Genomic DNA, 19,639 nt, shown 5'->3' with positions numbered 1-19,639 from the left:
CAAAAAGAGCTGTTTTATGTAATCCATAGTTTGTAAATTTTATATTCTAAAATTATTACGCTTATAATACCAAGTGTATAAGCCACTAAATCTGAAATTTGAAACGTACTGCCTAAAATGAGTTTTGCTAGTTGGTTGTTATGCAAATTAAATAGCTCGAGAAAATTGGTGAGTTGCAAAAACTCGACGGTAAATGCTATTACTAAAACTATTACTGCAATTTTAAAATGATGGCCTTCTATAAAGGTTTTAAAAAAACAGTAAAGTAAGATAACGCATAAAAAATCGCCAAAGGTATGCCTAATAAAACCTGTTTTTAGGTAAATGGCTATAAGCGTTTCTATTGTAAACAAGAGTATAGTTAGTAGTAAATATGTTTTGTTGAGTTTCATAAGGTTTCAATTAAAATATAGAAATACAAAAAGGCTATTGGAATGTTGGTTAATACTAGTCCTATGGCTTGCAATAACGCGCTCCTGTTTTTATTTTCAATTAGTCCAAATAATAGACCAAGTAGAGCTATTGTATTAATTATTACAGCAACAAAAATGAATATAATACCAGGATAAATTAGCTTGTATGAATTTGAAAAGTAGAGTTGTAAAGCAAACAAAATCGTGCCTATGGCAAAGCTTAAAACAGCAATGGTTTTACTGGTTGTTATCAAGTTTTTCATGTTGTTGGGTTTTGCGTTAGCGATTGAACGGTCTGTTTGAGCTCCCCGACGTAGGAGGGAGCGAGTAGTGAAATATTTATATTCATGAGTTCATTAATTTAAAATAGAAAATGACGAATAAAGCGCGACCCCTCCCGATAGCTATCGGGATCGGGGTAACGCCCACATACTAATTTATATCAATTAACCGTTGTGCCAATCTATTTTTCGAGATACAAACATAACGATGGCAAGTATTAGGAATAAGCCAATGCTGCCAACTAATAAGGCGTAGTTTTCCAACTGAATAATAACGTAAATAAAGGCATACAGTCCTGTTAACGATTGCCCAATAAATAGTGGAAACTTGAATGTTTTTAATATGGATTTTGAATATAAAGTGATTAGTACAATTACCGATGTGCCGGCAATTACGTAGGCTTTTAGGAAATTACTGTGCTCCGATATGGATACTAATAGCGTGTAAAACATAGTTAGTGCCAGCCCAATCATTAAATACTGGAAAGGGTGAATGTGTATTTTACTTAGCGTTTGGATTAGAAAGAATACTAAAAAGGTAAGCCCAATAACTAGAAAACCGTATTTGGCAGAGCGTTCGCTTTTTTGGTATTCGTCTACCATGACCATAAATTTTGTTCCGAAAGCAAACTGACTTAGTTTAGGAATGCTTTTTAGGTGTTGCTGCGAGAAGGCTCTGTTTATATGTAGTATTTTCCAATCGGCTTTAAAGCCATCTTTTGTAATGCTTTTTGTTTCGTCGTTGGGTAGGTAATTACCCATAAAACTTGGGTCTGCCCAATTGGAATTCATATGCATGGTTGTGGTTTTTCCAATAGGAATTAACTCTATTTGGCGGCTGCCATTAAAGGTCATAGAGAAGCTAAAAGGCGTGTTTTTTGTTTGGAATATATCTTCGTTTTTAATTAGCGCAGATTCTAATACATCGAGACGGCTGTTAGTGTTTTGATTAAAATTAGTTTCGAAACTGTATGCTTTGTCTTCTAGTTTTATTTGTACTTCGCTTTTTATGCCTTTTAAGTTAGAGGTTTTAATAATTATGGAAGCGTCGTTCCAAACAATATCTTCCTGTTTTATGCCTTTTGCCGTTAAATCTACAGGAATGTAGTTTCCTGTAAAGTCCATTGTTGTAGTAAATACAGCCGACTCAAAGTTACCTCGTTTTAAGGTTTTTGAATTTACATTTACTATAGCGTTGAGGTGTTCTGGAAATATATAAGCATACTTAATATGCGTTTGTGTTTCTTTAAAATAGGTTTTAGTTTTCTCATTAAAGGTTTTTGTTTCGCTGTATGTTTTATAGGGAAGTTTTAAAATGGGACCGTAAACTAAAACATCGTTTCCCCATTTTTTATTTATTTCGTTTACCACATCTTTTTGCCTAAAGGCTCTATCGTTTATTAAACTATTAATATATGATAATGGGACTAATAAGATGATAACCAGAAACCCGACCATGAGCATTCTTGCTGTTATTGAAGTTTTAAGCCAATGCCCAAATTTGTTTTGCTGCAGATTGTTGTTTTGTGTTTCCATTTGATTTTGTTTTAAAGTACTTTGAAATTCAAAGTAAAATGATAAAAAAAATTGTTATTGTTTGTTTATTAATTTTTCTAGTGCGCTAATATGCTTTTTAAATTCTGCTCTGCCTAAATTTGTGGTAGAGTAGCGGGTGTTTGGTTTTCTGCCAATAAATTGTTTTTCTACTTTAATGTATTCGGCTTTTTCTAGAGCTTTGGTGTGGCTAGCCAAATTACCATCGGTAGCTTCTAAAAGTTCTTTTAGCATTTTAAAATCGGCATATTCGTTTACCATTAAAATAGACATGATGCCTAATCTAATACGATGATCGAATGCTTTATTTATGTTGGTTATAATACTCATATTATTTCCTGCGTAGGCAGGAATCTAATTAATTTAAAGTTCAAAGTTACTGAATACTGCTACTGTAAACCACTTACTTATTAACATCATACTTAAAATGCATCCATGTGCCATAAACAATATGCATAACTCCAAAGCCTAATACCCAAAGCCAAAAGCCATAACCCGGATACAGCGCAGCAATTAGGCCTAAAGCTATTTGAATAAGCCCTAAATATTGGATATCGCCAATGCTATATTTTGATGCATTTATAAGTGCTAAGCCATAAAAAATAAGCATTAAACCACCTGTATGACCATATTTGCCTTGGCTAAGTATAATTATAATATAAAGCCCACCAGCAACCATAGGGATTAAAAAGTTATATACCAGCCTTTTTGAGGTGGCATCCCAAATTTTGGCTCCGTGTTTTTTAGCTTTTTTGGTAGTTAATATAATTCCTGTAACGATACTTAAAAACGCTACCATGAGTAATATAAATAAGCATATTCTAAATATAGTTCCATCTAAAATTAAGTAACCTCTAACCGATGTAGTTACTAGCCAATACGCAATGGCCGCTCCAATTAAAGCATAAATACCTGCAAGTATGCCCGACAACCCACTAAGAGAAATAAAACGAGATGATTTATTCATCATGTTTTTAATTTCGCTTATGTCTTTTAGATAATCTTTTGATTCCATATAAAGTACTTTGAAATGCAAAGTAAACAATAATTTTTGAATGTTGCTATATAAATTTTAGTTAATTTTATAAATACAAAAAAAAGGGTTTATGAATCCAGCTGAAGCATACATTCTTAATCAACCAGAGCCTTATCGTACTATTTTAATGCACATACAGGTGTTAATTGAGCACACGATTCCTGAAGTTGAGTTAAAATATAAATGGCGAATACCTTGTTACTATATAGGAGAAACGCCTATGTGTTACTTAAATGCGAGTCATAAAAAACAATTTGTCGATGTTGGGTTTTGGCATTCGGCATATCTCAATAAATTTGATGCGTATTTGGTTAGCGAAAACCGTAAAGTGGTTAAATCGCTGCGTTATACATCTTTAGAAGATATTGATGAGGATATTTTTATTTCAATACTTAAAGAAGCAGAAAAACAAAAGGGAAAATCGTTTTATAATAAGTAAACTAAAGATTATTAACCGTTTTCCTAATCGCCACTAAATTAGTAAGGAGACTTTCTAGATTATCCAAATGTAGCATATTAGCTCCATCACTTTTGGCATTTGCAGGATCGAAATGTGTTTCGATAAATAATCCATCAACATTGTTAACAATACCAGCTCTGGCTATAGTTTCAATCATATCTGGTCTGCCGCCTGTTACCCCAGCAGATTGATTAGGTTGTTGTAATGAATGAGTAACATCTAAAACAGTTGGTGCCATTTTACGCATGGTAGGAATGCCTCTAAAATCTACAATCATATCTTGGTAGCCAAACATGGTGCCCCTATCTGTTATCCATGCTTTGTTGCTGCCAGCATCTTTAACTTTTTGTACAGCGTGTTTCATGGCTTCTGGACTCATAAATTGTCCTTTTTTTAAGTTGACAACTTTTCCTGTTTTTGCTGCTGCAACTACAAGATCGGTTTGGCGTACTAAAAAAGCTGGGATTTGTAAAACATCAACATATTCGGCAGCCTTTATAGCATCTGAAACTTCATGAATATCTGTTACTGTAGGGACATTAAAAGTTTCAGATACTTTTCTTAAAATTTTTAATGCTTTTTCATCTCCAATGCCTGTAAAACTATCAATTCTACTACGGTTTGCTTTTTTAAAACTTCCTTTAAATACATAAGGGATTTCTAATTTATTGGTAATGGTAATTACTTTTTCGGCGATACGCATTGCCATATCTTCGCCTTCAATAGCACAGGGGCCACATAATAGAAAAAAGTTGTTGGAATTTGTATGTTTTATGTTAGGTACTTCGCTAAGTTGCATGTGCTATAAAATTTAAGCTGTAAAGTTACGAAAAGAGATAATATAACTTAACACTTGCGCTATAGAATTACTATTTGCCGATGTGTTTGCGTTAGGGATTGCAGAGGAAAGCCCACAGCGAGGTACGAGCGAGGACTTGTAACAGAAAGCCCGACCCTTGTGGTAACGCCCAAATTGTAAATTATAATCTTTTGCGTAAACTATTTTTTATAATCCATAATGCCATAATAAAGTTGGCAAATACAAATAGCCCACCATATACCATAAGTTGTTTTATTGGATAAGAAAGTGATATAATATGCAGTATATCTGATAAATATGCCAGAATTAGATATGATGATACACATACAAACGAAATTCCTAATGTTAAATTTAAGTTTTTATTTGGCTTGATAATTTGCCATAAAAAAGGAATTCCAAATAATAAAATGGGATATGCTGTTAAGCCTTCACTTCTATTAACTATTGTAAACCAGTAGGCTGAAATAGCAATAAAATAAAGGTATGGGATGAATTTTGTGTAATTTGATATATGTTTCATAATATGATTTATTAATTAGATTAGGTTTATGTTTTTAACGTTAAAACCAGTAAAAAAGTTTTTTAAAACTATGATTATAACATATAATTAACTTTTTTACTTAGTAATTTGTTAAATTAAATAGATTTAAAATTAAATATAGCGTACCTTTGCACGCGCTTAAAATAAGGCACTATTATGGCTAATATTAAAAACATTGCAATTATTGCACACGTAGATCATGGTAAAACTACCTTGGTTGATAAAATTATGTATCACTGCCAGTTATTTCGTGAAAACGAAAATACAGGTGATTTAATTCTTGATAATAACGATTTAGAACGTGAAAGAGGTATTACTATTACTTCTAAAAACGTATCTGTAATTTATAAGGACACAAAAATCAATATTATTGATACTCCTGGTCACGCCGATTTTGGTGGAGAGGTAGAGCGTGTATTGAATATGGCAGATGGTGTTTTGTTATTAGTTGATGCTTTTGAAGGGCCTATGCCACAAACGCGTTTTGTTTTGCAAAAAGCGATTGATTTAGGTTTAAAACCTTGTGTGGTTGTAAATAAAGTTGATAAAGAAAACTGTACACCAGATGAGGTACACGAAAAAGTTTTCGATTTAATGTTTGAGTTAGGTGCAGAAGAGTGGCAATTAGATTTTCCGACAGTTTATGGTTCGGCTAAGAATAATTGGATGAGTGACGATTGGAAAAATGAAACTGAAAACATTGAGCCATTATTAGATATGGTTATTGAGCATATACCTGAGCCTAAAATTGAAGAGGGAACAACGCAGATGTTAATTACATCTTTAGATTTTTCATCTTTTACAGGTAGAATTGCAATTGGTCGTTTAACTCGTGGTGAGTTAAAAGTAGGGCAAAACATATCTTTAGTAAAAAGAGATAAAAGTATTGTAAAGTCTAAAATTAAAGAACTACATGTTTTTGAAGGTTTAGGTAGACTTAAAGTAGACGAGGTACAAACGGGAGATATTTGTGCAATAGTAGGTCTTGAAGGTTTTGAAATTGGAGATACTGTTGCCGATTTTGAAAATCCTGAAGGTTTAAAAACTATTGCTATAGATGAGCCAACAATGAGTATGTTGTTTACTATTAACGATTCGCCTTTCTTTGGTAAAGACGGTAAGTTTGTAACATCTAGACATATAAAAGATAGATTAAGTAAAGAACTAGAAAAAAACCTAGCTCTTAGAGTTGAAGAAACTGATAGTGCAGATAAATTTATGGTTTTTGGCCGTGGGGTATTACACTTATCGGTTTTAATTGAAACAATGCGTCGTGAAGGTTACGAATTACAAATTGGACAACCTCAAGTTATTATCAAAACAATTGATGGCGTAAAATGTGAGCCTGTTGAGGAAATGACTATTGATTTACCAGAAACAGTTTCGGGTAAAGCTATAGAAATGGTAACCTTACGTAAAGGTGAAATGTTAAGTATGGAAGCTAAAGGTGATAGAATGGTTTGCGAATTTATAGTGCCATCTAGAGGTATTATTGGGTTACGTAATCAATTACTAACGGCTACTGCTGGTGAGGCAATTATGGCTCACCGTTTTAAAGAATATCAGCCTTTAAAAGGAGGTATTCCTGAACGACAAAACGGAAGTTTAGTATCTATGGAGAAAGGGCAAGCAATACCTTATTCTATTGATAAATTACAAGACAGAGGTAAGTTTTTTGTTGATCCGGGTGAAGATATTTACGAAGGTCAAGTTATTGGAGAAAACTCTCGTGGAGATGACATGACAGTTAACGTAACAAAAACCAAAAAGTTAAGTAACGTACGTTCTTCTGGAGCAGATGATAAAGCTAAAATTGTACCTGCAATTAAATTTTCTTTAGAAGAAGCTTTAGAATATATTCAGAAAGATGAATACGTAGAGGTTACACCAAACTTTTTACGTTTACGTAAAATTTACTTAACAGAAGTAGAGCGTAAACGAAACAAATCTATATAACATGGAATTCTTAGGGATTTCTTGGGTAGAGTGGGTAGGTTATGCTGCAATGGCAACCGTATTAGTCTCATTCTTAATGAAATCTGTAAATAAATTACGAATAGTAAACTCCTTTGGGTGTTTACTATTTGTGTTTTATGGTATTTTACTTCAACCCATATCCAAGCCAATAATAATTACTAACCTAGCGATATTGGGTATTAATATTTATTACTTACTACAAAATAAAAAATAAACTAATCATTTTTTATTACATTGAATTCATACGGTTTTATAAAGGAAATCTTATAAACGTAAAATGATTTTGTATATTTGGTTACTACATTAAATTGTAGAAAATAATAAGTTCTTTAAAGCGTTTGTATAACATAAACCTATGTAAAGAACTATATGAATATGGAAAATGTATATTAATTGAAAAAATTAATACAATATATAAACAATAAGGTTTTAGTAAAAATAGCCTCATTGCAAACGGCCTCAGTTTTAACCAGAATATTAGCCGGTATATTTACTTCAAAAGCTATTGCTATATTTATTGGGGCAGAAGGTTTGGCTCTAATAGGTAATTTAAGAAACTTTGTTAGTGCTTTTCAAACTATAGCTACATTTGGCTTTTACAAAGGTGTTGTTAAATATGTTTCAGATTTTAAAGACGATGCATTACAGCTAAGTAAAACACTATCTACAATTTATTATGCTGGTTTTATATCTACTATTGTGGTTTCATTTTTTTGCTATTTTAATGCAGAATGGATTAATAATATAATTTTCCCTACTTATAATGACTATGCCTATGTTATTAGAATATTTGCCATAGTTATTCCTTTTTATGCTTTAAACATGTTTTCATTTTCAATAATGAATGGTTTTTCAAAGTATAAAATCCTTATAATCATAAATATAATTGGTCAGATTTTAAGCGTATCAATTGCATTACTTCTAATATATCAAAACAAAATTGATGGTGCTTTAATATCTGTTGTTATTGCAGAATCATTAATATTTTTAATAACACTAGTTGGTATAATTAATAGAAAGAGTCTAGTTAATCAAATTAAGATTAGTAATGTAAGTTATGATATTTTTAAAAAATTGAGTCCTTACTCACTTATGGCCTTATTTACGGCTGTGTTGTTGCCTTTTGTTGCAATTGCAATTAGATCTTATATAATTGACAATATAGGATACAAAGATGCGGGTTTTTGGGAGGCTATGACAAGAATATCTAGCTACTATTTAATGTTTGTTAGCTCTTTAATAGTATTATATTTATTACCAAGATTTTCTGAGATAGATGGAGTAAAAGCATTTAGAAAAGAAGTGCTAAGTTTTTATAAAACAATTATACCCATTTTAGTTGTAGGTTTATTGTTAATATATTTATTGAGACATTATATTGTACTAGTTATATTTTCTGAAGAATTTGAACCTGTTGAAGACTTGTTTTTATGGCAATTATTAGGCGATTTTGTTAAAATATTATCCATAATAATAGCCTACCAATTCTTAGCTAAAAAAATGTTTTGGCATTATATTTTAACCGAAGCTTTTCTTGTTATAATTCTATATACCACAAGTGTATATTTTATAGATTTATTAGATGACATAGAAGGGGCTGTAATTGCTCACTTTGTTAGTTATGTTATGTATTATGGCATTATTTTACTCATTTTTGGAAGCTCTCTTTTTGGTGTAGAAAGCCAAGAGAAATAAACCACCTTTAATTAATTTATTAAGTTAAATTATTGAAAATACCAAATTTCATAAAAAGCAATTTATTATTAAAAGTAGCTTCTGCTAATACAGGGTTAGTTTTAGTGAGGATGTTTTGTTCTTTAATCTCACAAAAGGTTTTGGCAGTATTAGTTGGAGCAGAAGGTATTGCGTTAGTAGGGAATTTAAAAAATGTAATTAGCTTTTTTGAGCAGTTTTCAATCTTAGGGACTTCTAATGGTTTGGTTAAGTATATCTCAGAATTTAAAGATGATAAAAAACAACTAAACCAACTATTTTCTACAGTTTTTGTTTTATCTATTATAGCTTCTGTAATTTCTTTTGTTGTTTTATTTTTCTGGTCTGATACTTTAAATAACACCATTTTTGGTGTAGATAAAGAGTATGGTTTTATTTTTAAAATTATAGCATTTATAATGCCTTTTATAGGAGTTAATGGTATTTTGTATGCGCTGTTAAATGGCGTGTCTGCCTATAAATTATTCTCTAAAATAGGTTTGCTAGTCGTTGCTACAAGTACTGTTTTAATTGTGCTTTTAACATATAAACTAGGTCTTGTGGGAAGCCTTATTGCCTTTAGCATTATACCTTTATTGCAATTTTTAATTTATATTGTTTTTAGCTCTAAAACCTATTACAACTTTATAGATTTAAAAGCTTTAACATGTAGTTTAAGCTTTAAAAAGCAACTTCTTACTTATAGCGTTATGGCATTGGTTGTTATTTTTTGTATTAATATTACAGATGTTGCTATAAGGCATTTAATAGAAGATAAAGTAAGTATTATAGATGCAGGTAATTGGACAGCTATGAATTCTGTTTCAAAAGTATATATGCAATTTACTGCTGCTATTTTTCCGTTGTATATTTTGCCTGCATATGCAAAAATTTCCAATGCTATCGATTTTAGAAAAGAAGTGTTCAAGATTTATAAAATCTTATTGCCTTTATTAGTTTCTGGAATGCTATTAGTATTTATTTTTAGAAAATTTATTATAGAAGCATTGTATACTAGTGAGTTTTTGGGCATGTCTGGCTTATTCAAATGGCAATTATTAGGCGATTTGGTTAAGTTTATAGCTTTTGTTTTATCTTATCAATTTATTGCAAAAAAACAAATTGGTAATTTTATTTTTACAGAAGCATTATCCGTTCTATTATTTTATTTTTTTTCTGTTTATTTTATAGATATTTATGGAACCGAAGGTGTGGTTATAGCACATTTTGTTAGGTATATTTTGTTTTTGTTTGTGGTGCTTTTTATTTTGAGGCATAATTTTATAGAATACTTTGAAAAAAACAAAAAAAATACTAGTGGGTAAATATGAAAATTTTTGTAAAGATTTTTTTTAGGTATTTAATAATCATTATTCTAGCGTTTCTTTTCGATTGCTATTTTAATGAGATTTCATATGGTATAATTTATAACCTTATTGAGAACTTATTATTTGCTACATTATTGATTTGCCCAAATCTAATAATTTCTAATAAGAGATTAAATAAATTAGTTTTTATTGTTTCTTATATTATTTTTTCTGTTAGTATTTGTTTTGAAACCATTTATTATTACTTGTTCAAAACAAATTTTAGTTCATCAGCAATTTTTGTGGCCTTAGATTCTAACCTTGGTGAATCTAAAGAGTTTATTAACGTTTATGTTAAAGAGGTAGTTATTGTTTTTGGAGTAGTAATGTTTATTTTAGTACTTATTGTTTTATTTAACTTCATTAAAAACAAATCTTTTGTTTTTAAAACGTCAAAACCTTCAAAAATTAAGGCCTCAATTTTATTTGTGAGTATTCTGATTTTTTTGAAGTTCTCACTATTGGTAGTCTATAATTTACCTTATTTGATTGTAAAATCTAGTATGGAATACTATGTTGAATCTGAAAAAATGGAGAAGTATAGCAGTAAAAAAAGAGGGAATTTTAATAATGTTAAAACAACTTCTTTTGATGAAGATGAACAACAGGTTTATGTTATATTAATAGGGGAATCTACATCAAGTAAGCACATGGGTATCTATGATTATTATAGAAATACAACACCTTTACTTTGTGAAATAAAAGATGATTTAATTGTATATAATAATGTTGTAAGTCCAAATAGCTATACGGTTGCCAGCCTATCTAAAGCTTTAACTTTAGGTAATTATGAAAATCCTAATGCAAAATTTGATGGGTCAATAATTCAACTATTAAATCAAGCAGAGTACCAAACTTACTGGGTGTCTAATCAAAAACCTATGGGGTTGCACGATTCTCAAATTAGTAAAATAGGTTTAGGAGCTGATAAAACATATTTTTTAAATATAAAACATCCAGATGAAAGTACTAATTATGATGAGATTTTAGTTGAGAAACTTGAAGATATATTATTGGAAAAAGCTAAAAAGAAAGTGATTTTTTTACATATGCTTGGTACTCATATGGATTATCAAAAAAGATATCCAGATAATTTTAAGACTTTTGTTGATACTCCTATATTCTCTAAATTTAAAAGTGAAGATGCTCATAATACTATTAATGCTTATGACAATGCTGTTAAGTATTTAGATTATATTATTAGAGAGGTAATTGATTCAGTAAAAAAATTAAATGTAAATAGTTTTGTCTTGTATTTTTCTGATCATGGAGAAGAGGTTTATGATAGCTTAGAGTTTATGGGTCATTCTACAGATCAGGTAATTACAGAGAATATTTATAAAGTGCCAATGTTACTTTGGGTTTCAGAAAAATATAAAAAAAATAATATCTTGAATTCTGATATAGAATTGAAATATATGACCGATGATTTATTTCACAGTATTGCCGATTTAACTAATATCGAATCAGCTGAAGTAGATAGCACTAGAAGTCTTTTTAATAATCATTTTAAAGAACGAAAGAGATTCATTGCTGATACTATTGATTTTGATGATTTTTTCAAATAATATAATTACCGTTTTATTACAATGAAAAAAATTTGTATCGTAACAACATCAATGGGAAAAGGAGGAGCAGAACGTTTTAGTGCGATACTATCTCAAATGATAACTAAATTTGGATATGATGTCCATATTGTAACTACTAAAAATGAAGTAAATTATGAGTACTCTGGTAAACTATTTAATTTGGAGGCTCAATTGAAAAACAGTAAATCAAATTTTAAAAAAATAAAAATTTTAAAATCTTATTTTAAGAGGCATGATTTTGATGTTATTATAGACAATCGTACCAGACCTAAATTTTTTAAAGAATTTATTGTTTACAATTATGTGTTTAAAGCAAAAAAAGTAATATCAATAGTTCATAGTTATTATTTGAAAAAATATTTACCTAGTTCGGTTTTTTTAGCTCGATTATTATATAACAAAGTAAGAATTGTTGCCGTGAGTAAAGCTATTCAGCAAGCTCTCAAAACTAAATATAAGTTTAATGATTGTAAGCAAATTTATAATCCAGCAGATATAAAAAACATCTCTAAAAAAGTAAATGAAGAAGTTTTAATTAACGATAAATATATTCTATTTTATGGACGTATTGAGGAGCGTGTGAAAAATTTAACCTTAGCTTTAAAGGCTTATAAAACTTCCCTGTTACCAAAAAAGGGTTTTAAGTTTTTTATTATTGGTGATGGAAGTGATATTCCTTTATTAATAAAAACGGTTAAAGAATTACAATTAGAACCTTATGTAAATCATATACCATATATAGAAAACCCTTTTCCTTATGTTAAAAAGGCTTTTTTTACAACATTAACAAGCAGACATGAAGGTTTTCCAATGGTGTTAATTGAATCTTTAAGTTGTAACACACCTGTTGTTTCTGTTGACTGTAAATCTGGACCTAATGAAATTATTGAACATGGCTTTAATGGACTTTTAGTCGAAAATCATAACGTTATTGAATTAGCAAATGCATTTAATCAATTTATTGAAGATGATTCACTTTATAATACTTGCAAAAGCAATGCTAGATATAGTGTGCAAAGATTTTCAATTGATAATATAACTGCACAATGGAAAGAATTACTTGAGTAGATAGTGCATTCTTTTTAAGAAATCTTTAAAATGTAAATCTATTTATTAGCCGAAAAATAAACCCCATTTTTAATTAGTAAACCATGGACTCCTTTGGCTAATTTTAAAATCCATTTAGGGCAGTTTAAAAGAAACTTTTGCTTATAATTTAAGTTGTTAAAATCAATTTCAGATTTTAATTTTTTATAAAGCACTTCTTCATCATTCATTTTGCATCGTAATGCTACTGCAAAACGGTTAATATCTAAATATAATTTTAATGAAGGATTAGTTTTTTCTTCTTCTGTAAAATTATTAATAAATTCATACCTAATATCGTTGTATTTACTTTTAGACAAGCTGTTATCAACATGAATTTTATAAGACATGGTTATTATAGGGTTAAAAGCAACATCATATTTTAATGCCAATTTTATCCATAAATCTAAATCTTGAGCTGTTTTTAAAATAGTATTAAAACCACCTACAGCATTGAATTTCTCTTTTGTAAAAGCAACACCCGATGTCCATGCAACAGAATTGGTTACACTCGCCTTAAAAAAATCTTTAACAATTAAGCAATCTTCTTTAAAATCAAAATTAAATTTAGCTGGTTTATAAATTGTATCTGTGTAGTAAACCTCATAATTATTGCAAAACAATCCTGCTTTAGGAAACGTGTCAATAAGCTTTTTTAATTCTAATAGATGATTAGTGTGCCAATAATCGTCTGCATCTAATAAAGCAATATATTTACCTTTTGCTTTTTCAATTCCTAAATTTCTAGCAAATGAAACGCCTTTGTTTTCTTGCTTAAATATGGATGTTTTAGAATCTTTAATTTGAGATACTACCTTAAAGCTACTATCACTACTACCATCATCAACAATAATAACCTCAAAGTTTTTAAAATTTTGATTTAAAACACTTTTTAGAGTAGCTTCAATGAACTTTTCTTTATTGTATAATGGAATTATAACTGAAAAAAATGGTTTCATTATTTAGCTTTTATTGAACAAAAATACCCAATTCTATAAATATCAAAAAGTAATATAGAAGGGGAGGATGAGTTAAAGTTTTTTAATAATAATGGTCTTAGTATTTTAAAGATATTATGAGTTAAGGAAACCAATTTCATCTTTTTAAGTTTGTAATATAGCCGATACATTTTTTGACTATCAGCATTTATTTTCTTGGTTTCTATTAAGTCAATTAAGTTTTCAATAGCATATTCTGTTTTTTTTATAAATGTATTGGCGTCATCATCTGCACTATGAATTACAGGGTTGTTAAAAAAATAGGCTTCAATATTTTGATTAGATAGTTTTTCAAAAAACAATACATCTTCATATCCATATTTTTTTAATGTTTCATCAAAAAGGTTTGATAAGAAAAGATTTTTATCTATCATGAAATTTGATGAGCATAGGGTTTTGTATTCACGTTTTTTGGTAAAAAGCCACCTTAATTTATAAGGCTTTTTTGGAGGTGTATTAAGATGTGTCATTCCGCCACTTAAAACATGCTTGTTTTTAACTGATAAGTAGTTGTCTATGAAGTCTTTGTGTTTTGGAAACGTACCCGCATCAATAAATAGTAAAGTGTTATACTTTGCATTTTTAGCTAACAAATTTCTTATAGCACTTCTTCCAATATTTTTAGTTAGAGGTTTAAATGTGCAAAAATCTAAATCGTTTATCTCAGAATTTGTAGTGTTTAAATTAGGTTTTGAAGCATCATCAAAAACCAAAATTTCAAATTCAATACCACATGCTTTTGATTGTTTATATAACTCATTAACTAAATGTGTAATGTTACAGTTATATGTTGGTATAAGTATAGAAAGCATTACTTGCTTGCCTTTAAAATGGTTTCAGGAGCTATTAAACCCAAATAAAAATCAGTATCAGATGTTTTGTTGAAATGTATTATGCTTGTTTTAAAACCACAATCATTTAACCTGTTTTTAAGTCCATTTGCTGAATATATTCTAACATGGTCTTCCTGTCCAAAATGTTTCAATCGTTTTTCTGGTAAAGTTATAGAGTCATCTTCATAAATATCACCTGATTTAAATGGTGTTTGAATATATAATTGGCCATTAGGTTTTAAAACTCGATACAGTTCTCTCATTGCTTTTTTGTCATCGGTAATATGCTCTAAGATATGATAACAAATAATGGTATCAAAAGTTTCATCCTTTTGAGTAATATTGGTAATGTTAAATTTGTAATTTGCTAGAAACTCATTTTCAAAATCGCTACTAAAATAATTTATGCTTTTATGCTTTTTTAACTTTCTGTAAAGGTTTCTTGATGGCGAAAAGTGTAGTATGTTTCCTTTTAATGAATTATTGTTATTAACTATTTCCCAAAGTCTTCTGTTTCTTGATAAGCTACCACAAAAAGGACATAGTAAATCCTTGTTTTCCAACTCAATAAAAGCTCGTAACTTTTTTTCACATATGTTACATTTATGTTTTTTTCCTAAAAAGAAAACACCATAAAAGTACCTAAAAAACAACTCATTTTTAATTATGAATTTTTTAGGAAGTAAAGATTTTAAACTTTTTTTTATAGAATTATACATATTATCCTTTACGTTGTACTACCTCATAAACCTGATTCTCATCACATTTTAAAGTTTTACTTGGGTATTTAAGTAGCAAAGCATAATCGTGTGTAGCCATTAAAATAGTATTGCCGTTTTTGTTAATGTCTTGTAATACTTCCATAACTTCCACACTAGTTTGTGGGTCTAAATTTCCGGTAGGTTCATCGGCAAGAATTAGCTCTGGGTTGTTTAGTAAAGCTCTTGCAATAGCAACACGTTGTTGTTCGCCACCAGAAAGCTCGTGCGGAAATTTAAAGCCTTTAGTTTTCATATCGACTTTGGTTAAAACTTCTTCAACGCGCGTTTTCATTTTATCTTTGTCTTTCCATCCTGTAGCTTTTAAAACAAAAAGTAAATTGTTGTTAATAGTTCTATCTGTAAGTAATTTAAAATCTTGAAAAACAACACCTAATTTACGTCGTAAAAATGGTATGTCTTTTTCTTTTAGATTTTTTAAATCGAAATCTACAATGTGGCCTTCTCCTTCTCTAAGAGGTAAATCGCCATAAAGGGTTTTCATAAAACTACTTTTACCAGTTCCGGTTTTACCAATTAAATACACAAAATCACCTTTGTTAATTTCTACATTAACATTTGATAGTACTAGGCTGTCGCCTTGAAATATAGAAGCATTCTTAAATTGTAAAATTGGATTTGACATAATAAGATAAACGAAAATTTTTATTGATTGTTGTAAATGTATTATTTAATAATTGAATGTAAAAGTTAAACGCAAAAAGTTTAAAATAGTTGTAACTAATCCGTTTTTAGTCATTACACAATAGCTTTAAGAAATTGTTATACACTCAATTCTTAAACTAATAAAAAATAACAACTAAAAATGACATTTAACTTTAATCTAATCCTCTATTTTCCATTTGTAGTTTTCTTGCATTTGGTATATTTTTTTTTAACATTTTATTACTTGTTTTATAATTATGGCACGATTATTACGTTATAGCATTTAGTTTAATTAAAAAGTAACCTCCAGATGATTTATTTGGGGTTTTAACCAAATTTGTTATTCCGTTTAAACGGAAATCTAAAATAAAAGATATTTGTTTTTTAACTTTTAATTAAAACCAATATCCTTTATTTATCTTTGATTATTAATTTAAAAATTAATCCTAAATGACTAAGAAAAGTATTGTTTCATTATTAGTTGCCATAAGTTTTAGTCTCCAAATTATAGCACAGCAATCTGCTACTTATACAAGTAGTTTAGTTGATTATCAAAAAGCATTAACGCTTTATAATAACCAGCAATATCAAGCTGCGCAGTCATTGTTTAGTACGATAAAAAAAACAGCAGATGAAGTTATTTTGCAATCAAATTGCGCCTATTATATTGCAAATTGTGCAGTAAGATTAAACCAGCAAAATGCCGATCAATTAATTGAAGATTTTGTAAAAGAATATCCAACAAGTACAAAAAAAAATACTGCTTTTGTTGATGTTGCCGACTATTACTTTGAGAACTCAAAATATGCTTATGCTAGAAAATGGTACAATAAAGTTGATGAAGAAGCTTTAGGCAAAAAAGAGCGTGAAAAATTCTATTTTAATAATGGCTATACGGCTTTTACAACCAAACAATATAAAGATGCTAAAAAGTATTTAAGTAAAGTAGAGACTTCGCAAGAGTATGGATCACAAGCTAAATATTACATTGGTTTTATGGCTTATGAAGGCGATGATTATGATAGAGCCAACGAGTATTTCGAACAAGTAAGCGACCAAGAGCGTTACAAAGAAAAACTATCTTACTATCAAGCCGATTTAAACTTTAAATTAGGAAAGTTTGATAAGGCTATTGAGTTGGCTAAAGAACGCATAGAAAATAGTGATGAAAATGAAGTTTCTGAGCTTTCTAAAATTATAGGTGAAAGTTACTTTAATTTAGAGAAATATGCCGAAGCTATCCCGTATTTAACAGCTTATAAAGGTAAAAGGGGAAAGTGGAATAATACCGATTTTTATCAATTAGGTTATGCGTATTACAAACAAAAGGATTACGAAAACGCTATTTCAGAATTCAATAAAATTGTAGGAGGCAAAAACAGTATAGCTCAAAATGCCTATTATCATTTAGGAGAAAGTTATATTAAATTAGATAAAAAACAAGAAGCTTTAAATGCGTTTAGAAATGCATCACAAATGAATTTTGATTTAAAAATTCAAGAAGATGCCTGGTTAAATTATGCAAAAATTAGTTATGAAATTGGTAACCCATACCAATCGGCACCCCAAGTTTTAGCAGGTTATTTAGATAAATATCCAGATACTAGTTACAAAGAAGAAATTGAAACGCTTTTAATTGATTCTTACATTACTTCAAAAAATTACAAAGAAGCTTTAAACTTATTAGAAAATAAAAATAGTTTTGAAAATAAGGTAGCTTATCAAAAAGTAGCATTTTATAGAGGGTTAGAGTTGTATAATGAAGGTAGCTATCAAGAAGCCGAATCCCTTTTTGATGCCTCTTTAAAAGAATCTCAAGACCAAAAATATACAGCTAGAGCAACCTTTTGGAAGGCCGAAGCAGATTATAATTTAACTAATTACGACGATGCTTTAATTGGTTTTAAACAATTTAAGCAACAAACAGGAGGTTTAATTACTCCAGAAATAGAAAACCTAGATTATAATTTAGCTTACACATATTTCAAATTAAAAAATTATGGAAAAGCTACAGAACACTTTAATCAATTTATAGCAAATAATGGAAATGATAAGGTAAGGTTAAATGATGCTTATTTGCGTTTAGGCGATGGCCATTTTGTTTCTAGCCAATATCAAAGTGCTATATCAGCTTACGAAAAAGCCATTCAATTAAATGAAATAGACTCAGATTATCCGGCATTTCAAAAAGCAATTAGTATTGGTTATGCAGGTAATACATCTAAGAAAATAACAGAATTAGAGCAATTTATTTCAGAGTATAATAAATCAAAATTAAGAGATGATGCGCTTTATGAATTAGGTAACTCTTATGTGAAAGCTAATAAAACAGATAAAGCCATGAAGGCCTACAATCAGTTAAGTAGTGAGTATAGAATGAGTTCGTTCGTACCAAAAGCATTATTGCGCCAAGGTTTAGTGTATTACAACGGAAGTGAAAACGAGCTTGCTTTAACCAAATTTAAAAAAGTAGCAGGCGATTATCCAGGAACACCAGAAGCTGTTCAAGCTGTATCAACTGCTAGGCTAATATATATAGACTTAGGTCGTGTAGACGATTATGCTAATTGGGTAAAGCAATTAGATTATGTAGAAGTAACAGATGCCGATTTGGATAATGCTACTTACGAAGCAGCAGAAAAACAATATTTAGATAACAATACAGATAAGGCAATAAAACAGTTTAATGGATATTTAAATCAATTCCCAAATGGTATACATGCTTTGCAATCGCATTTTTATGTAGCACAATTATATTACAAAAAAGATTTGTTAGAAAACGCTGCACCACATTATAAGTATGTTGCAGATGCCAGTAATAATGAATTTACAGAAGAAGCTTTATCGCGTTTATCTCAATTTTATTTAGAAAGCAAAAGCTGGAATAAAGCCATACCAATTTTAAAACGTTTAGAAGCAGAAGCAAACTATCCGCAAAATATTGTATTTGCACAATCTAATTTAATGAAAGCAAATTATCAATTAGAAAACTATAACGAAGCGGTTGCTTATGCTGAAAAAGTTTTAACAAGCTCTACAATTGACAATAAAATTAAGAGTGATGCCCATATAATTATTGCCCGATCTGCAATAAAAACAGGCGATGAGACTAAAGCAAAAACAGCATATGCTAATGTTGAGCGTGTTGCAACAGGAGAAACAGCAGCCGAAGCTTTATATTATAATGCCTATTTTAAAAATAAAGAAGGTAAGCATGAAGCATCAAATATATCTGTGCAAAGATTAGCTAAAGATTTTTCTGGATATAAATACTTTAGTGCAAAAGGTTTGGTGTTAATGGCTAAGAATTATTACGCTTTAAACGATGCTTTTCAAGCCACTTATATTTTAGAAAGTGTTATCCAAAATTTTCCAGAATTTGACGATGTTGTTTCAGAAGCTAAAGCAGAACTTAGTAAAATAAAAAGGGAAGAAGCAAAAACAAATTCATCAATTGTACCAGAAGATTAATTTTAATAAAAGATAAAAATGTTATGCTAATTAAGGTATAAGCATTTCATCAATCAATAATCAAAAAACTATACAT

General features: G+C 29.5%; 19 protein-coding genes. 8 read left to right on the top strand and 11 right to left on the bottom strand.

Annotated features, from left to right (window positions below; translation table 11 throughout):
- Positions 1-14 precede the first annotated feature (14 nt).
- The 5 genes from Q0842_RS13205 to Q0842_RS13185 all read right to left on the bottom strand — a co-directional run bounded on the left by Q0842_RS13205 (position 15) and on the right by Q0842_RS13185 (position 3,263).
- Complete coding sequence (locus Q0842_RS13205) at positions 15-392, bottom strand: DUF2809 domain-containing protein (protein WP_298498913.1); 378 nt, start codon at positions 390-392, stop codon at positions 15-17.
- The gene (locus Q0842_RS13200) at positions 389-676 is read right to left on the bottom strand and encodes a hypothetical protein (RefSeq protein ID WP_298498910.1); all 288 of its coding nucleotides are present in this window, start codon (positions 674-676) and stop codon (positions 389-391) included. Before Q0842_RS13200 ends, Q0842_RS13205 begins: the two co-directional genes overlap by 4 nt.
- Before the next feature lie 183 nt (positions 677-859).
- Positions 860-2,230, bottom strand: coding sequence for a cell envelope integrity protein CreD (gene creD, locus Q0842_RS13195; protein ID WP_298498907.1), 1,371 nt, complete (start codon positions 2,228-2,230; stop codon positions 860-862).
- 54 nt (positions 2,231-2,284) lie between these two features.
- Positions 2,285-2,578, bottom strand: a complete 294-nt coding sequence (locus Q0842_RS13190) for a transcriptional regulator (RefSeq protein ID WP_092851608.1) — start codon at positions 2,576-2,578, stop codon at positions 2,285-2,287.
- 73 nt (positions 2,579-2,651) lie between these two features.
- Positions 2,652-3,263, bottom strand: a complete 612-nt coding sequence (locus Q0842_RS13185; protein ID WP_298498902.1) for a hypothetical protein — start codon at positions 3,261-3,263, stop codon at positions 2,652-2,654.
- Positions 3,264-3,354: 91 nt separating this feature from the next.
- Here Q0842_RS13185 and Q0842_RS13180 point away from each other — a divergent pair, with 91 nt between their 5' ends.
- Positions 3,355-3,723: a DUF1801 domain-containing protein gene (locus Q0842_RS13180; RefSeq protein WP_298498899.1), complete on the top strand. Its 369-nt coding sequence runs from the start codon at positions 3,355-3,357 to the stop codon at positions 3,721-3,723.
- 1 nt (position 3,724) lies between these two features.
- Here the strand turns inward: Q0842_RS13180 and kdsA are convergent, their stop codons facing one another.
- The gene (gene kdsA, locus Q0842_RS13175) at positions 3,725-4,543 is read right to left on the bottom strand and encodes a 3-deoxy-8-phosphooctulonate synthase (RefSeq protein ID WP_298498896.1); all 819 of its coding nucleotides are present in this window, start codon (positions 4,541-4,543) and stop codon (positions 3,725-3,727) included.
- Between the two features lie 181 nt (positions 4,544-4,724).
- On the bottom strand, positions 4,725-5,084 hold the full coding sequence (locus Q0842_RS13170; protein ID WP_298498893.1) for a hypothetical protein: 360 nt from the start codon (positions 5,082-5,084) through the stop codon (positions 4,725-4,727).
- Positions 5,085-5,261: 177 nt separating this feature from the next.
- Between Q0842_RS13170 and typA the strand changes: the two genes are divergently transcribed.
- From typA to Q0842_RS13140, 6 genes are all read left to right on the top strand, one after another.
- The gene (gene typA, locus Q0842_RS13165) at positions 5,262-7,061 is read left to right on the top strand and encodes a translational GTPase TypA (RefSeq protein WP_298498891.1); all 1,800 of its coding nucleotides are present in this window, start codon (positions 5,262-5,264) and stop codon (positions 7,059-7,061) included.
- Between the two features lies 1 nt (position 7,062).
- Positions 7,063-7,296 carry a uroporphyrinogen decarboxylase gene (locus Q0842_RS13160; RefSeq protein ID WP_298498888.1) on the top strand — a complete coding sequence of 78 codons (234 nt, stop codon included), beginning with the start codon at positions 7,063-7,065 and terminating at the stop codon, positions 7,294-7,296.
- Between the two features lie 179 nt (positions 7,297-7,475).
- A complete protein-coding gene (locus Q0842_RS13155; RefSeq protein WP_298498886.1) occupies positions 7,476-8,777 on the top strand; it encodes an O-antigen translocase in 1,302 nt (433 codons plus the stop codon).
- A 32-nt stretch (positions 8,778-8,809) separates the two neighbouring features.
- Entirely contained in the window at positions 8,810-10,120 is a 1,311-nt protein-coding gene (locus Q0842_RS13150; protein ID WP_298498884.1) for an O-antigen translocase, read from the top strand.
- 248 nt (positions 10,121-10,368) lie between these two features.
- Positions 10,369-11,730 (top strand): sulfatase-like hydrolase/transferase, encoded by a 1,362-nt coding sequence (locus Q0842_RS13145; protein WP_298498881.1) that lies wholly within the window; start codon positions 10,369-10,371, stop codon positions 11,728-11,730.
- Positions 11,731-11,751: 21 nt separating this feature from the next.
- On the top strand, positions 11,752-12,819 hold the full coding sequence (locus Q0842_RS13140; RefSeq protein ID WP_298498878.1) for a glycosyltransferase: 1,068 nt from the start codon (positions 11,752-11,754) through the stop codon (positions 12,817-12,819).
- Between the two features lie 38 nt (positions 12,820-12,857).
- Here Q0842_RS13140 and Q0842_RS13135 read toward each other — a convergent pair whose 3' ends face one another.
- The 4 genes from Q0842_RS13135 to Q0842_RS13120 are packed head-to-tail and all read right to left on the bottom strand — an operon-like array spanning position 12,858 to position 16,072.
- Positions 12,858-13,796, bottom strand: coding sequence for a glycosyltransferase family 2 protein (locus Q0842_RS13135; RefSeq protein ID WP_298498875.1), 939 nt, complete (start codon positions 13,794-13,796; stop codon positions 12,858-12,860).
- The gene (locus Q0842_RS13130) at positions 13,796-14,647 is read right to left on the bottom strand and encodes a glycosyltransferase family 2 protein (RefSeq protein WP_298498873.1); all 852 of its coding nucleotides are present in this window, start codon (positions 14,645-14,647) and stop codon (positions 13,796-13,798) included. The genes Q0842_RS13135 and Q0842_RS13130 overlap by 1 nt, the downstream gene beginning before the upstream one ends.
- Complete coding sequence (locus Q0842_RS13125; RefSeq protein ID WP_298498870.1) at positions 14,647-15,387, bottom strand: methyltransferase domain-containing protein; 741 nt, start codon at positions 15,385-15,387, stop codon at positions 14,647-14,649. The genes Q0842_RS13130 and Q0842_RS13125 overlap by 1 nt, the downstream gene beginning before the upstream one ends.
- Position 15,388: 1 nt before the next feature.
- Positions 15,389-16,072, bottom strand: a complete 684-nt coding sequence (locus tag Q0842_RS13120; protein ID WP_298498868.1) for an ATP-binding cassette domain-containing protein — start codon at positions 16,070-16,072, stop codon at positions 15,389-15,391.
- A 470-nt stretch (positions 16,073-16,542) separates the two neighbouring features.
- On the opposite strand from Q0842_RS13120, the gene Q0842_RS13115 reads away from it, so the two are divergent.
- Complete coding sequence (locus tag Q0842_RS13115; protein ID WP_298498864.1) at positions 16,543-19,563, top strand: tetratricopeptide repeat protein; 3,021 nt, start codon at positions 16,543-16,545, stop codon at positions 19,561-19,563.
- Positions 19,564-19,639 lie beyond the last annotated feature (76 nt).

The organism is uncultured Algibacter sp., from assembly GCF_947495675.1.
Taxonomy (GTDB): domain Bacteria; phylum Bacteroidota; class Bacteroidia; order Flavobacteriales; family Flavobacteriaceae; genus Algibacter_B.
Note: the sequence above shows the minus strand (reverse complement) of the source record. Positions and strands in the feature narration are given on the sequence as shown.

Bases quoted from the DNA above. Each gene is read 5' to 3' on its own strand.
- Q0842_RS13125 (WP_298498870.1), bottom strand. From the start codon at position 15,387: ATGTATAATTCTATAAAAAAAAGTTTAAAATCTTTACTTCCTAAAAAA.
- Q0842_RS13180 (WP_298498899.1), top strand. From the start codon at position 3,355: ATGAATCCAGCTGAAGCATACATTCTTAATCAACCAGAGCCTTATCGT.
- typA (WP_298498891.1), top strand. From the start codon at position 5,262: ATGGCTAATATTAAAAACATTGCAATTATTGCACACGTAGATCATGGT.
- Q0842_RS13140 (WP_298498878.1), top strand. From the start codon at position 11,752: ATGAAAAAAATTTGTATCGTAACAACATCAATGGGAAAAGGAGGAGCA.
- Q0842_RS13185 (WP_298498902.1), bottom strand. From the start codon at position 3,263: ATGGAATCAAAAGATTATCTAAAAGACATAAGCGAAATTAAAAACATG.
- Q0842_RS13135 (WP_298498875.1), bottom strand. From the start codon at position 13,796: ATGAAACCATTTTTTTCAGTTATAATTCCATTATACAATAAAGAAAAG.
- Q0842_RS13120 (WP_298498868.1), bottom strand. From the start codon at position 16,072: ATGTCAAATCCAATTTTACAATTTAAGAATGCTTCTATATTTCAAGGC.
- creD (WP_298498907.1), bottom strand. From the start codon at position 2,230: ATGGAAACACAAAACAACAATCTGCAGCAAAACAAATTTGGGCATTGG.
- Q0842_RS13130 (WP_298498873.1), bottom strand. From the start codon at position 14,647: ATGCTTTCTATACTTATACCAACATATAACTGTAACATTACACATTTA.
- Q0842_RS13200 (WP_298498910.1), bottom strand. From the start codon at position 676: ATGAAAAACTTGATAACAACCAGTAAAACCATTGCTGTTTTAAGCTTT.
- Q0842_RS13190 (WP_092851608.1), bottom strand. From the start codon at position 2,578: ATGAGTATTATAACCAACATAAATAAAGCATTCGATCATCGTATTAGA.
- Q0842_RS13170 (WP_298498893.1), bottom strand. From the start codon at position 5,084: ATGAAACATATATCAAATTACACAAAATTCATCCCATACCTTTATTTT.
- kdsA (WP_298498896.1), bottom strand. From the start codon at position 4,543: ATGCAACTTAGCGAAGTACCTAACATAAAACATACAAATTCCAACAAC.
- Q0842_RS13160 (WP_298498888.1), top strand. From the start codon at position 7,063: ATGGAATTCTTAGGGATTTCTTGGGTAGAGTGGGTAGGTTATGCTGCA.
- Q0842_RS13115 (WP_298498864.1), top strand. From the start codon at position 16,543: ATGACTAAGAAAAGTATTGTTTCATTATTAGTTGCCATAAGTTTTAGT.
- Q0842_RS13205 (WP_298498913.1), bottom strand. From the start codon at position 392: ATGAAACTCAACAAAACATATTTACTACTAACTATACTCTTGTTTACA.